The 13,131-nt window shown below is 61.3% G+C and carries 11 protein-coding genes and 1 riboswitch; of the genes, 4 read left to right on the forward strand and 7 right to left on the reverse strand.

Annotated elements, in window-relative coordinates:
* Positions 1-388 precede the first annotated feature (388 nt).
* The 4 genes from metH to ACK5NW_RS06175 all read right to left on the reverse strand — a co-directional run bounded on the left by metH (position 389) and on the right by ACK5NW_RS06175 (position 5,624).
* The gene (metH, locus tag ACK5NW_RS06160; protein WP_416926121.1) at positions 389-3,196 is read right to left on the reverse strand and encodes a methionine synthase; all 2,808 of its coding nucleotides are present in this window, start codon (positions 3,194-3,196) and stop codon (positions 389-391) included.
* Between the two features lie 24 nt (positions 3,197-3,220).
* Positions 3,221-3,305: riboswitch (S-adenosyl-L-homocysteine riboswitch) on the reverse strand.
* Positions 3,306-3,380: 75 nt separating this feature from the next.
* Positions 3,381-3,806: a PACE efflux transporter gene (locus ACK5NW_RS06165; RefSeq protein ID WP_416926238.1), complete on the reverse strand. Its 426-nt coding sequence runs from the start codon at positions 3,804-3,806 to the stop codon at positions 3,381-3,383.
* Between the two features lie 126 nt (positions 3,807-3,932).
* A complete protein-coding gene (locus ACK5NW_RS06170) occupies positions 3,933-4,463 on the reverse strand; it encodes a pentapeptide repeat-containing protein (RefSeq protein WP_416926123.1) in 531 nt (176 codons plus the stop codon).
* A gap of 123 nt (positions 4,464-4,586) precedes the next feature.
* Positions 4,587-5,624 carry an AraC family transcriptional regulator ligand-binding domain-containing protein gene (locus ACK5NW_RS06175; RefSeq protein ID WP_416926125.1) on the reverse strand — a complete coding sequence of 346 codons (1,038 nt, stop codon included), beginning with the start codon at positions 5,622-5,624 and terminating at the stop codon, positions 4,587-4,589.
* 175 nt (positions 5,625-5,799) lie between these two features.
* On the opposite strand from ACK5NW_RS06175, the gene ACK5NW_RS06180 reads away from it, so the two are divergent.
* The 3 genes from ACK5NW_RS06180 (at position 5,800) to ACK5NW_RS06190 (ending at position 9,536) form a co-directional block, all read left to right on the forward strand.
* Positions 5,800-6,282 (forward strand): cupin domain-containing protein, encoded by a 483-nt coding sequence (locus ACK5NW_RS06180; RefSeq protein WP_416926127.1) that lies wholly within the window; start codon positions 5,800-5,802, stop codon positions 6,280-6,282.
* 29 nt (positions 6,283-6,311) lie between these two features.
* Positions 6,312-7,070, forward strand: a complete 759-nt coding sequence (locus ACK5NW_RS06185) for an SDR family NAD(P)-dependent oxidoreductase (protein ID WP_416926129.1) — start codon at positions 6,312-6,314, stop codon at positions 7,068-7,070.
* A 90-nt stretch (positions 7,071-7,160) separates the two neighbouring features.
* Positions 7,161-9,536 carry an arylsulfatase gene (locus tag ACK5NW_RS06190; protein WP_416926131.1) on the forward strand — a complete coding sequence of 792 codons (2,376 nt, stop codon included), beginning with the start codon at positions 7,161-7,163 and terminating at the stop codon, positions 9,534-9,536.
* Between the two features lie 89 nt (positions 9,537-9,625).
* Here ACK5NW_RS06190 and ACK5NW_RS06195 read toward each other — a convergent pair whose 3' ends face one another.
* The 3 genes from ACK5NW_RS06195 to ACK5NW_RS06205 form a co-directional block, all read right to left on the reverse strand.
* Positions 9,626-9,847 carry a DUF350 domain-containing protein gene (locus tag ACK5NW_RS06195; protein WP_416926133.1) on the reverse strand — a complete coding sequence of 74 codons (222 nt, stop codon included), beginning with the start codon at positions 9,845-9,847 and terminating at the stop codon, positions 9,626-9,628.
* A 42-nt stretch (positions 9,848-9,889) separates the two neighbouring features.
* A complete protein-coding gene (locus tag ACK5NW_RS06200; RefSeq protein ID WP_416926135.1) occupies positions 9,890-11,389 on the reverse strand; it encodes a DUF4178 domain-containing protein in 1,500 nt (499 codons plus the stop codon).
* Positions 11,390-11,633: 244 nt separating this feature from the next.
* Positions 11,634-12,686 carry an SPFH domain-containing protein gene (locus ACK5NW_RS06205; RefSeq protein WP_416926137.1) on the reverse strand — a complete coding sequence of 351 codons (1,053 nt, stop codon included), beginning with the start codon at positions 12,684-12,686 and terminating at the stop codon, positions 11,634-11,636.
* Positions 12,687-12,882: 196 nt separating this feature from the next.
* On the opposite strand from ACK5NW_RS06205, the gene ACK5NW_RS06210 reads away from it, so the two are divergent.
* Positions 12,883-13,128 carry a DUF2061 domain-containing protein gene (locus ACK5NW_RS06210; RefSeq protein ID WP_416926139.1) on the forward strand — a complete coding sequence of 82 codons (246 nt, stop codon included), beginning with the start codon at positions 12,883-12,885 and terminating at the stop codon, positions 13,126-13,128.
* The last annotated feature ends 3 nt before the right edge of the window (positions 13,129-13,131 follow it).

The following is a 13,131-nucleotide window of genomic DNA, read 5'->3' on the forward strand; positions in this document are numbered from 1 at the left end:
ACGCTTGCGCGTGCGTTTGGCTGCAAGCTCGAATCCAGTGGTGGCAAGGCTTGTCTGTTGCATCGCTCCACTGTCTCAGATCAGGCCGTCATGGGGCTGACTTTTGCAGACCTTCCTTAGCAATCACCAAAAGTCAATATCATGACCCTAGGAAGGCACCTGAGCAGAGGTGCCTTCTGTATTTTACTCAGTGCCCCTGCAACTTGAAGAACGACACGCGCCCTGTTGCTGGCATTCTGAGTAGTTCCGGCTTGAAGTACAATCGCAATTGATACCATATCACTGGGAGTACTCTGACCGCTAACAAGCTGAAAGATGCACAAAATGGAAGGCCCCGCATGCGGGGCCTTCGTCTTTTTCGGGCGGCGTGCTGGGTCAGCCAGAGGCATCAAAGCCCCAGGTTCGGTGCCAGCGCCCGCTCCACCGCATCAGGCTCTTCGCCGCTGCGCTCGGCCATGTCGATGGCCTGGTCGGGGCCGATTTTGCCGACGCTGAAATACGTTGAATCCGGGTGGCTGAAGTAAAAGCCGCTGACGCTGGCCGCTGGTGCCATGGCGTAGCTGTCCGTGAGGTGCATGCCGATGTCGGGCGCGCCCAGCAGGGCGAACAAGGGCTTTTTGACGCGGTGGTCGGGGCAGGCCGGGTAGCCGGGCGCGGGGCGGATGCCGCGGTATTTTTCGGCGATGAGTTCGTCGTTGCTCAAGCCCTCGTTGGCGGCGTAGCCCCACCAGTCGGTGCGCACGCGGTGGTGCAGGTATTCGGCCCCGGCTTCGGCCAGGCGGTCGGCCAAAGACTTGAGCATGATGGCGCTGTAGTCGTCGTGCTGGCTTAAGAATTCAGCCTCTTTGACATCCACGCCCAGACCAGCGGTGACGGCGAAGGCACCAATATAGTCTTTCGAGCTTTGGTGCCCTTTGGCGCAGTTGCCGCTTGCGTCAATCGCTTCTGATTCAGTAGCACATTCATTTTCCGCACGCGGCGCAATGAAGTCGGCCAGACAGCGGCTGGGGCGCATTTGGCCTTGGGCGTCTTCCTGCTTTTCGGTCTGCTGGCGCAGGCCGTGCCAGGTGAGCACTGTTTGTTGGCGTGATTCGTCGGCGTACAGCGCGATGTCGTCTTGTCGAACCGCGTTGGCGGGCCAAAAGCCCACCACGGCGTTGGCGCGCAGCCAGTGGCCGTCGATGATTTTGCGCAGCATGGCCTGGGCGTCGTCGAACACGCGCTGGGCTTCGGCACCGACCACCTCGTCTTTCAAGATGGCGGGGTATTTGCCGTGCAAGTCCCAGGTTTGGAAGAACGGCGTCCAGTCCATGAAGGGCAGCAAATCAGGCAAAGGAATGTTTTGCACCACGCGCCGCCCCAAAAATTTGGGCACGGGCGGCTGGTAAGCCGTCCAGTCGATGCGGGTGGCGTTGGCACGCGCCTTGTCCAGCGGCCACAGCGGCACCTGTTTGCGGCTGGCGTGCTGCTGGCGCACTTTGTCGTAGTCGGCCTGCACTTCGGCCACGTAAGTGGCGGCTTGCTCGCCCAGCAGGCCCTGCGCCACAGCCACGCTGCGCGAAGCATCGGGCACGTAGACCACGGGGCCGTCATAGTGCGGCGCAATTTTGACGGCGGTGTGCACGCGGCTGGTGGTGGCACCGCCGATCAGCAGTGGAATTTTTTTGATGCGGAAGTGCTCGTCCTTTTGCATCTCGCCCGCTACGTATTGCATTTCTTCCAGGCTGGGCGTGATCAGGCCCGACAGGCCGACGATGTCCACGCCTTCAGATTTGGCGCGCGCCAGCACTTCGTGGCAGGGCACCATCACGCCCATGTTGACCACCTCGAAGTTGTTGCACTGCAAGACCACGGTGACGATGTTCTTGCCGATGTCGTGCACGTCGCCCTTGACGGTGGCGATGACGATCTTGCCTTTGCTGCGCACATCGCGGCCCGCAGCTTCATCGCGCTTTTTTTCTTCTTCGATGTAGGGCACCAGGTGCGCCACGGCCTGCTTCATCACCCGCGCGCTTTTGACCACTTGCGGCAAGAACATCTTGCCCGCACCGAACAAATCGCCCACCACGTTCATGCCGTCCATCAACGGGCCTTCGATCACGTGCAGCGGGCGACCGCCTTTGGCCACGGTTTGTTGGTACGCCTCTTCGGTGTCTTCGACAATGAAGTCGGTAATGCCGTGCACCAGCGCGTGCGACAGGCGCGCGCCCACGTCGGCGTGGCGCCATTCCAGCCTTTTGCTGTCGTCCTTGGCCGCGCCTTTGGCGGTATCGGCAATTTCCAGCAGGCGCTCGGCGGCATCTGGGCGGCGATCCAGCACCACGTCTTCCACGCGCTGACGCAGCTCAGGCTCCAGCTCGTCATACACGCCCACCATGCCTGCGTTGACGATGCCCATGTCCATGCCCGCTGCAATGGCGTGGTACAGAAACACGGTGTGAATGGCCTCGCGCACCGGCTCATTGCCGCGAAAGCTGAAACTGACATTGCTGACCCCGCCAGAAACTTTGGCACCTGGCAGATTGGCCTTGATCCAGCGCGTGGCCTCGATGAAGTCGACCGCGTAGTGGTTGTGCTCTTCAATGCCGGTGGCGATGGCGAAGATGTTGGGGTCGAAGATGATGTCTTCGGGTGCAAAACCCACCTCATCCACCAGCACGCGGTAGGCGCGTTCGCAAATTTCGGTCTTACGGGCAAAGGTGTCGGCCTGGCCTTGTTCGTCAAACGCCATCACCACGGCGGCCGCGCCGTAGCGCTTGATCAGGCGCGCCTGGCGTTTGAATTCGGCCTCACCTTCTTTCATGCTGATGGAGTTGACGATGCCCTTGCCTTGCAGGCAGCGCAGGCCCGCCTCGATCACACTCCACTTGCTGCTGTCGACCATCACGGGCACGCGGGCGATGTCCGGCTCGCTGGCCATCAGGTTGAGAAAGCGCACCATGGCCGCCTCGCTGTCGAGCATGGCCTCGTCCATGTTGACGTCAACGATTTGCGCACCGTTTTCCACCTGCTGGCGCGCCACCGACAGGGCTTCGTCAAACTGGTCGTTCAAGATCATGCGCGCAAACGCCTTGGAGCCGGTGACGTTGGTGCGCTCGCCAATGTTGACGAACAGCGTGTCCTCGGTGATGACCAGCGGCTCCAGGCCAGACAGTTTCATCGGCGGGGGCGGCAGGGCAGGGGTTGCGGCGTTCATGGTCTCACCTGGGGTTGTGGTCTTGTCAGGTGAGCGTCGTTGCAACAAGCAGATCAACGCGCCAAGCCTGACGGAACCTGGGCGGCCCGCTGCAACGCTCCTTGGCGGCAAGCTGGCAATTTTACAAAGCGGCAGACAGCCTTGTCGCTGGAATGGCATTCGAGCCGCTTAACGCACTTATCTTTTACTGCGCCGACAGCGGCAAGCCAAACAAACGGTCAAACACCCAGTTGAAAACAAAGGTGTAAACCAAAAAGAACAGCATCAACCCAAAGTCCATCACAAACGCCTGCCACAGGCTGACGCTGAACCACCAGGCCAGCAGTGGCACCAGCATCAGCGCCAGCCCGCCTTCAAAGCCGATGGCATGCGCCACACGCCGCGCCACGCTGCGCCCGCGCACCGGCTGGCGACTTTCCCAGCGCTCGAAACCGTGGTTGAACACCACGTTCCACACCACGGCAATCACCGAGCACACGACCGAAATCACCCCCGAATGCGCCGCACCTTGCCCGGTAAATGCCATGAAGCCAAGGGTGGCCACCGCAATGGCGATCAGCTCGTACAGCGTGACGAACACCACGCGCCGCCGCGCGCCCTGCAGGCGCATCAGCCACGGTTCAGCATGGGGCGTGATAGACACACTAAAGCTTCAAATTCAATAGCATATTACGCAGGCCAACCCAGCGTAAAAGCCGTTTTTATATGTCAACTTGACGTTTGCAGCCCGCGCCGCTTACTGCAAAGAGCACGAATCGTCCTGGCACACGCGCCCGCCCATCAACGTGGCACCGCGCAGGTGCACGCCGCTGCCCACTTCGACATTGATGAGTTTGGCACCGCGCAAATCCGCGCCCTGCAAATTGACCCCGGACAAATCCACGTTGCGCAGCGTGGTGCGACGCAGGTCTGACCGGCTTAAATCCGCGCCCGACAGATCGACGTTGTCCAGCGTGCGGTCGGCCCAGCGGCTGCCTGCCAACTGGCGGCCCGACAAATCCAGGTTGCGCAAATCACCTTGGGCGGGCACCTGCTCCACCTTGCGGCGTGCTGCTGGCGCAGCAGCATCGGCGCTGGTGCCCGTTGCCACCACCAGCTGCCCGCCGATGCGTGTTTCAGCCACCGCGCCCGCGCCGCTGGCCTGCGTCAGCACCGGGCCGTCGACGACCATCTGCGACTGTGACTGTGGCTGTGACTGCGCATTACTTGCGCCTGCCGCGGCCAGCAACACCAGACTCCATCCCATCGCCACGCATGGCTTCAGCATCACCGCTCTCCTTTGACTTGGCCCACCCATCAGGGTGTGATTGCAAACGATTGTCGAGCCTGAGCCACAACCGTCAACCGCGCTTCTGATTTTGTCAGAAGACTGTCCCCGAGCCACGCGGCATCAAGGCTGACCGGGCTTTGCCGCAGGCGCTGGATGTGCACTGACCAGTGCGGAAGGCGTCACGCCAAACCAGCGGCGGCAACTGCGCGTAAGGGCTGATTGCGCGCCGTAGTCAAGCATGGTGGCAATCTGCGCCAGCGTCGGCACCGTGCGGCGGCGCAGGATTTCTTCCAGCAAATCCTTGCGCACCGCGTCTTTGATGTTTTCAAAGGTGGTGCCCTCATCGCGCAGCCGCCGCTGCATAGTGCGCGGGTGCATGGCCAGCATGCGGGCAATGTCTGTCCGGCCAGCACGCTGCGTGCTGAGAAACTGACGCACCAGGGTCGCGACACGATCCGTCATGGTCTGGCCGGGGTTGACGTAATGCTGTTCCAGATAACTGCGCGCCAGCTCACTGAGCATCGGGTTGTGGGCCGTCAGGGGTTGGGCCAGCGCCGCCGTACTGACCCGCACAGCGGCATATGCCTGCTCGAAACGGCATGCGCAGCCAAAGCACTGCGCGTACACCTCGGGCAAGGAAACCGGGGCATGGGGCAGCAACACGGCCAGCGGGGTGATGCGCCCCTGACTCAGCAGGCGAACAATTTGCACAATCACGCCCAGCGACAGCTCCAGCGTTTGGGTACGCTCTGGCGTGTTGACGATCTGAATTTCAAACCGCAGGTCAGTGGCCTCGCTGTGTCCATCGACCGGCTCGACATTGAAGCTGATGGCTGGGCTGTGGACGAACACATAGCGCGAACCCAGCCGCATGGCGTCGGCCATGGTGGCTGCGTTTTCCATCGCCACCGACAGCGGCCCCAGAATGCGCAGGTTCTGCCGCAAAGACAGGCGCAGACCGAAATCAGCACGTCCCGTATCGCGCGCGCTTTGCTCCAGCAATTGCATCAGGGCGCGGTAAGGAATCAGCGCGCCGGGATCGCGCAGGGCCTCGATGGTCAAACCTGCACGGCGCGCCATGTGCGCCACATCCAGGCCCCACTCAGCGGCCAGCTCTTCATAGCCAGACAGGCCGGAGGAGCGGATAAGTTTGGTCATGATGTACCGGCAGGCAAGGGGCGCTAAGGACTTTCCCGCATGTCTCCAAATGGTAACCAATAGTCCGCGAATGGTAAGTCAGTGGGAACCCTTTGCCGTACGGTTGGTGCTTCGGCGCATCTGGCCGAAAAGGCAACGACAAATTCCCACCTGAAAACCTGAAGGAGACACCCTCATGGCACAAGAAGAGCTTTCCATCATTGCAGAGCCGCGCGACTGGCTGCCCCTGGCGCTGCCGGGCACCGAAGGCGTGAGCGTCAAGGTCTACAAAGTGGACGAAGCCAACCGCACGGTGGTGCTCAAGGCCCGCTTTGACCCCGGCTCGCGCATGCCACGCCACCAGCACCACTGCCGCGCCATTGCCTACACGGTCTCAGGCGAATGGGCCTACGACGAAGGCAGCTTCGCGCCTGGTGCGCTGGCCTACGAGATGTTTGGCAACGACCACATTCCCTTCAGCGAAAAGGGCACCGAGATGTTCATCACCTTCGTTAGCGATACCGACCAGTTTCTGGACAACGACCTGCCCGATGGCAGCACCTTGCACCTGGGCCTGCCCTGGTTCAAGGCGCTGGAGGGGGCCACCTTAGAGCAGTACCAGAAGCTCGATCAGATGTCTCTGGTGGAGATTCACCCCAAAAAACGCATCGCCGCCTGATCAGCGCCCCACCATAAAGGAGACAAACCATGACCCAATTGAAAGGCAAAACTGCGCTGGTGACCGGTGCCGCCCAAGGCATGGGCCTGGCATTCGCCCAAGCACTGGCCGAGGCAGGTGCGCGCGTGGTGCTGACGGACGTGCAGGACGCCGCCGTTAAAACCGCCGCAGCCCAACTCAAAGAACGTGGCTTGGCCACCGAAGGCCATGCACTGGACGTGTCCGATGCTGCTGCCTGGGCGCGTGTGGTCAAAGCCGTCGGCACTGTCAACGTGCTGGTCAACAACGCAGGCGTGGCACTGCCAGGCAGCATTGAAGATTGCACGCCCGAAGACTGGACCAAGACACTGACCATCAATGCCACCGGCCCTTTCCTGGGGTGCCAGGCGGTCATCCCCGGCATGAAGGCCGCAGGCGGCGGCTCGATCATCAACATTGCCTCCATTTTCGGTTTGGTGGGTGAGGCTTGGGCCGTGGCTTACTGCGCCTCCAAAGGGGCCATCACCCAGTTAACCAAGTCTGCTGCGGTGCAGTTGGCCGCAGATGGCATTCGGGTCAATTCAGTGCACCCAGGCTTTGTCGCCACGCCCATGGTGGCTCAGGCCATGGCATCCATGCCAGCTGAGGCGGCCGAAGCCTACGGCGCGCGCACGGTCGGCTTGGTGCCCATGGGCCGCATGGCCGAGTCAGACGATCTGGTGGGTGCCGTGCTGTTTCTGGCAGGCGATGCATCGCGCTTCATGACCGGCGCACAAATGGTGGTGGACGGCGGCTTCGTCGCCCGCTAAAGCACCTGCCCATTGCCGCCGCAGTGCTGTTGCAGCACATGCGCTGCAACAGCACTCGCGTGCGCCTTAAATTTCAAGGAGAGCAACGCCATGATGTACAGGTTCAAAGTTCTGATCGCGCTGTCGGGCTTGTCGGTCAGCATGTGGGCGCAGGCCGCACCGGAGCCTGATCGCACCGCCTTGCCGATCGAGCCAGCGCCTTTTGCGGGCAAGATCGCACCTTCTTACAAAGACGCTCAGTCCGATTTCCCGCAGCCCATCAAGGCTCCCGCAGGCGCGCCCAACGTGGTGCTGATCTTGCTGGACGACATTGGGTTTGGTCAGGCGGGCACCTTTGGCGGCCCAATCCCGACCCCCAACCTGGATCGCCTGGCCAGGCGCGGCATCATCTACAACGCGTTCCACACCACCGGCATTTGCTCGCCCACGCGCGCGGCCTTGTTGACCGGGCGCAATCATCACCAAGTGGGTTACGGCAGCATCACCGAGCTGGCCACGGGCTTTCCGGGCTACGACACCATGTGGCCCCGCTCGGCCGCTTCGGTGGCCGAGATTTTGCGCCTGAACGGCTACAGCACCAGCGCCTTTGGCAAGTGGCACAACACGCCTGACTGGGAAACCTCGACCATTGGCCCCTTTGATCGTTGGCCTACCTCGCTCGGTTTTGAGACCTTCTATGGCTTTCACGGCGGCGAAAGCAGCCAGTACGAGCCGCAGATGTTTCGCAACACCACGCCGGTCGAGCCTGCCACACGGCCTGAACAGGGCTACCACATGAACCAGGATTTGGTTGACCACACCATCCACTGGATTCATCAGCAGCGCTCCATCAGCCCCAACAAGCCCTTTTTCAGCTACGTCGCGCCTGGTGCCGTGCACGCACCGCTGCACGCCCCCAAGGAATGGGTTAATCGCTTCAAAGGACAGTTTGATCAGGGCTGGGACCAAGTGCGTGAAGACACGCTGGCGCGCCAAAAGCAACTGGGCATGGTGCCCGCCAATACCAAGTTGACCGCCCGCCCGGCCGAGATCCCGGCCTGGGACAGTCTGTCGCCTGAACAAAAGCGCCTGTATGCGCGCCACATGGAGGTATTTGCCGGTTTTGTCGCTTACACCGATGCCGAAATGGGTCGCCTGCTGGACGCCATTGAGCAATTGCCCGATGCCGACAACACGATGATCATCTATGTCGTGGGCGACAACGGCCCCAGCGCCGAGGGCAGCCCCACAGGCACCAGCAACAACATGATGACCCAAAACGGCATCGCCGATTCTGTAGAGGCACAACTCAAAATCATTGACGAGCTGGGCGGCCCACTGCACGAAAACCATTACCCGGTGGGCTGGGCGTGGTCAGGATCGGCTCCGTTTCAATGGATGAAGCGGGTACCGTCGCACTTTGGCGGCACGCGCAACGGGATGGTGATCGTGTGGCCTGCGGGCATCAAGAATGTCGGTGCGTTGCGTGGGCAGTTCCACCATGTGATCGATATCGAACCCACCATCCTCGAGGTCGCCAAACTGCCCCAGCCAAAGACGGTCAATGGTGCCAGGCAAACGCCGATCACGGGAATCAGCATGGCCTATACCTTCAACGACGCGCAGGCCAAAGACCGGCGCACGGTTCAGTACTTCGAAGTTGGCGGCCACCGCGCCATCTACAAAGACGGCTGGGTGGCTGCGGCGCGCCACGGCCTGCCCTGGAAACTGACAGCGTCCTACCCGACCGAGCAGGACGTCTGGGAGCTTTACGACGTGCGCAGCGATTTTTCCCAGTCCACCGATTTGGCGGCGAAATATCCGGAAAAACTCAAAACGCTGAAACAGGTTTTTGAGGATGAAGCACGCAAAAACAATGTGTATCCGCTGGACGACCGCTTTGTGGAGCGCGCGCTGAGCCAGGAGCGCCCTTCGTTCATCCGGGGGCGCACCAGCTTCAGCTACGCCGAAGGGACGGTTCGCATCCCCGAAGGCAATGCGCCACCGATTTATCAGCGCAGCCACCGCATTGACGCGCAACTCGATCTTCCTGCCAACGGCAAAGTTCAGGGCGTGATCGTGGCTTGCGGCGGCAGCATGGGCGGGTATTCACTTTTCGTCGAAGACGGCAAACTGGTTTACGAGTACAACTTTTTCAACAAAAAACGCTTTCGAGTCGAATCAAAAGCGCCTCTTCCCAGTGGCAAAGTCAAAGTTTCGATGGTCTACGAGCAGCAGCCCTTTGCGTTCTTGAAAGAGGCCACGGGTGGACCGGCCAAGCTCTACGTCAACGATCAACTCGTGGGCGAAGCCGAGGTAGCGCTGGTCGTGCCCGCCCGTTTTTCCGCCACCGAGACACTGGATATCGGAGTGGACCTTGGCTCGGCCGTCAGCAAGTCCTACGTAGGCCGTGAACCCTTCAAATTCACAGGCCGCATCGAAAAAGTGGACTTTGCGTTGTCATCAACCCGTCCCGTAAAGCCCTGAAGGGGTGCATACCGTGGCCATCCGCCAGCGCGGGGCGCGGGTTTGGTCAGGTGTCGCTTTGAACCCCGTGTTGCAGCGGCGCTTGACCCTCACCCGTGAATCGCCGCCGCCACGATGATCGACACGCCCAGACACATGGCGGCCACCACCAGGGCCAGGGCGCGGTTGTGTTTTTCGACGATCTCGGCCCACAGGTTGTAGGGGGTGAGCTTGTCGATGATGACAAAGCACAGCCAGAAGATGAGTACGCCAACGAGGGCGTACACGATAGAGCCGACAAAGGCAGCAGGGCGCAGCCATTCAATGTCCATGAGAATCTCCTCTACGCAAAGTTGAAATAAGCCAGGAGCGCTTCATTTGTGTCCGCCGCCTGAGCTGTAGCCGCCCCACGAGCCAGATGAAGATCGGCCCGAATAGGTGCGGTCATTGCTGCACGTCGAAAGCGCGATCAACACGATGAACAGCACCATCAGCACCACAATGATGGTGCTGGCCGTCATGGCCGATTGGCTGCTGTAGGGCCTGGCGTCGTGGCTGCGCAGTGCGCTGGCCAGCGCGCCTTGCAGCTTGAAGGCACTGACCACGGCATCGGCGCTGATCTTGCGGCCGCCCGACCAGGTGATTTCGCCCGCGCTTTGCTCGGACGACAGCAGTTTGTTGCCTTGTTGGTAATCGCTGTTTTGGGTGATCTGCCCACGCTGCACTTGCCAATAAAACTCGCCCAGCGCATAGCTGGTTTCGGCCCGGTACTGCCAGGTGCGGCGGTAGGTGTGGCCATCGTATGTGGCCTGTTCGCCCTGGTGGCGCAATTGGGGCGCACCGGTCAGCGGTCGCACCAGACTCCAGCCCTCTTCAGAGTCCACCAAAAAGCAAAAGCCTTTTTGGGCGTTGTACAGCAGGTATTCGCACCAGCCAAAGCTTTCATCATCGCCCGGCGACTGGCCCAGCCGGTGTTGAAAGCCCACCACCTGCCAGTGGCTGCCTTCCATCTGGCCCACCGCACCCAGCGGGATCAGCGGGCGCACGGGTTCATGCTGCAAGGCGTGGTGCAGCTCGCCGCCGATACCGCCCGACACGTCAATCAATGTCTGGCATTGCGGGCAGGTGATGCTTTTGGTCTGCGCCAGCTTTACTTCCACGGGCGAGCCGCAGTTGGGGCAAGCAAACTGGCGGCCCGTGCTTTCCTGCGTGGACTGGTCTTTCAGCCTGCTCATGTGCAGATCGGCCAGCGCCACCGCGCGGCCTTCACTCAAGGTAGGCGGCTGGCTGCCGTAATCGATGCTCAGTACCCGCTGCGCGGTTGCCTCGCCATCCTGAGTCCGCAGCTCAACCACGTCAAACGGCTGGCCCAGCGCGGGCAGGTGCGGCAGCTCACCCTGCGCGGCGATCAGCGTGACCGGCGTGCGCGCGCTGACGGTGTAGCGCTGCCCGTTCAGCGCCACGCTGGTGCCCACGCGGAATTGCGACGCCTCGGGTAACGCCGTCGGGACATTGATGGGATGGCTGAAGACGTAAGCGCCGTTGTCTTCGCTCAGCCACGCGCTGCGGCCGTCGGCCAGCAGTGCATGCCATTCGGCCCAGGTGCCTTCGGCGTACTGGTATTGCAGGCGGCCCACCAGTTGAAAGCCCTGGCCGTCCACGCGCCCCGACGCGCCCAGTTGCAGCAAGCTGTGGTCAACGGCCAGCTCGGCCATCTTGCCCCGGCGTTCAAGCACCTCGCCCTGACGCGCCACAGTGCTGTGGCAATAGTCACAAATGGCGTAGACCGACTGCGCGCTGCGAAACGTCACGGGCGCGCCACACGAGGGGCAAGGCGCGGTGTAGTGGCGTTGGGTACCGGTGGTGTCGGTCATGCGCAGGCTGGTAAAAAGGGTGGTGGTTTATGAGCCAAATTGGCCTCTGTCGCTTGCCTACCAAGCGACAGCAGCTATGAATTTAATAGAATTTGATGCTGAGCCATCTGGGGTGTATACCAACGGCTGCGGAACAGGCCGAATCAGTGAACGCCGTGGCCGGGCTTGCACCGGCCAGTGGCGTTATCCCCCTCCCTTCGGAGAGGGGGAAGGCGGCGCAGCCGACTCAGGGGGCGCTCCAAATTCACACCAGTTTCTTGAGCAACTCGGCCTTCTTGGCGTTGAACTCGTCCTCGGTCAGGATGCCCTTGGTTTTCAGCTCGCCCAGCTTTTCCAGCGTGGCCATCACGTCCTCGGGCTTGACGCCTGCCGCAACGCTGGCGGCCGCAGTGCCCGCCGCCCCTGCCGCAGGTTGCAGGGCCGCTTGCATGTTCTGCGCCAGCACCTGCCCCATGGCCACGCCCGCGCCCATGCCCAGGCCCGCACCGGCCAGTCCGCCCGCATCACCGCCCGCGCCCACACCCTCGGCCATCTTGGGAATGGCTTGCGCGGTCTGGTACTGCATGAACTTGCCCATGTCGCCACCAACCATGCCCATGCCGATCTTCTGGTCAAGCACTTTTTGCAGCTCGTCAGGCAGCGAAATGCTTTGCACCGTCATCGCTTCCAGCTTGAGGCCGTAGCCCTCCATGGCGGGGTTCAGCGCAGCGGCCAGTGCCTGGGCAAAGGCAAGCTGGTTGGCCGCCAGATCCAGAAACGGGATGTTGCTTTGCGCGATGGCGACGCTGATGTTTTGCATGATCAGCCCGCGCAACTGGCCGTCCAGATCAGCCACGGCGTACTGCTCGCGCGTGCCTGAGATTTCGGTGTGGAATTTTTTCGGATCGGCCACGCGGTAGGCATAGTTGCCAAAAGCGCGCAGGCGCACCGCGCCAAACTCTTTGTCGCGGATGCTGATGGGCTGCGGCGTGCCCCACTTTTGGTCCACCTGCTGGCGTGTGCTGAAAAAATACACGTCGCTTTTGAAGGGCGACTCGAACAGCTTGTCCCAGTTTTTCAAGTTGGTGAGGATGGGCAGCGTTTGCGTGGTCAGCTTGTGCGTGCCAGGGCCAAACACGTCGGCCACCTGGCCTTCGTTGACGAACATGGCCAATTGCGACTCGCGCACCACCAGTTGCGCACCGTTCTGGATTTCCATGTCGGCCATGGGGTAACGCCAGGCCAGCGTGCCTTCGCCATCCTCCGTCCACTGGATAACGTCAATAAATTGCTTTTTGATGAAGTCCATCAGCGCCATGAATCAAACTCCACAGGGTTGAAAAGGAAGCGGCCATGATACGCGCCGCACAGGCACGGCGGATCAAGCAGCCAAACACAGGCACTGCCAGGGCGCGCGCCGCAAAGGCCAAAACTATGGGTTGGGTTGAAAAGATTGATTGGCGCATTTTATGAGAATGGATATCATTTACATATAAATCTCAGCAGGACACCCTATGACCCGCTTTATCCGCAGCCACCGCCTGATGCTTCAAAAAACCGCCAGCTACTACGTCATGCACATCAGCGTGGCCGCTGCGGTGGCGTATGCCGTGACGGGCGATCTTTGGATGGCCTTGACGCTCAGCCTGCTGGAACCGACGGTGCAGGCGGTGGCCTTTTTCTTCCACGAAAAAGCCTGGGCACGGGTGACGCACAACCCGACCAGCATGACTGCCGCAGGTGGACCGCCACCAGACTGAGTC

This window comes from Ottowia sp., assembly GCF_047975795.1.
Lineage (GTDB): Bacteria > Pseudomonadota > Gammaproteobacteria > Burkholderiales > Burkholderiaceae_C > Ottowia.

Bases quoted from the DNA above. Each gene is read 5' to 3' on its own strand.
- metH (WP_416926121.1), bottom strand. From the start codon at position 3,196: ATGAACGCCGCAACCCCTGCCCTGCCGCCCCCGCCGATGAAACTGTCT.
- ACK5NW_RS06165 (WP_416926238.1), bottom strand. From the start codon at position 3,806: ATGCGCCTGCAGGGCGCGCGGCGGCGCGTGGTGTTCGTCACGCTGTAC.
- ACK5NW_RS06170 (WP_416926123.1), bottom strand. From the start codon at position 4,463: ATGCTGAAGCCATGCGTGGCGATGGGATGGAGTCTGGTGTTGCTGGCC.
- ACK5NW_RS06175 (WP_416926125.1), bottom strand. From the start codon at position 5,624: ATGACCAAACTTATCCGCTCCTCCGGCCTGTCTGGCTATGAAGAGCTG.
- ACK5NW_RS06180 (WP_416926127.1), top strand. From the start codon at position 5,800: ATGGCACAAGAAGAGCTTTCCATCATTGCAGAGCCGCGCGACTGGCTG.
- ACK5NW_RS06185 (WP_416926129.1), top strand. From the start codon at position 6,312: ATGACCCAATTGAAAGGCAAAACTGCGCTGGTGACCGGTGCCGCCCAA.
- ACK5NW_RS06190 (WP_416926131.1), top strand. From the start codon at position 7,161: ATGATGTACAGGTTCAAAGTTCTGATCGCGCTGTCGGGCTTGTCGGTC.
- ACK5NW_RS06195 (WP_416926133.1), bottom strand. From the start codon at position 9,847: ATGGACATTGAATGGCTGCGCCCTGCTGCCTTTGTCGGCTCTATCGTG.
- ACK5NW_RS06200 (WP_416926135.1), bottom strand. From the start codon at position 11,389: ATGACCGACACCACCGGTACCCAACGCCACTACACCGCGCCTTGCCCC.
- ACK5NW_RS06205 (WP_416926137.1), bottom strand. From the start codon at position 12,686: ATGGCGCTGATGGACTTCATCAAAAAGCAATTTATTGACGTTATCCAG.
- ACK5NW_RS06210 (WP_416926139.1), top strand. From the start codon at position 12,883: ATGACCCGCTTTATCCGCAGCCACCGCCTGATGCTTCAAAAAACCGCC.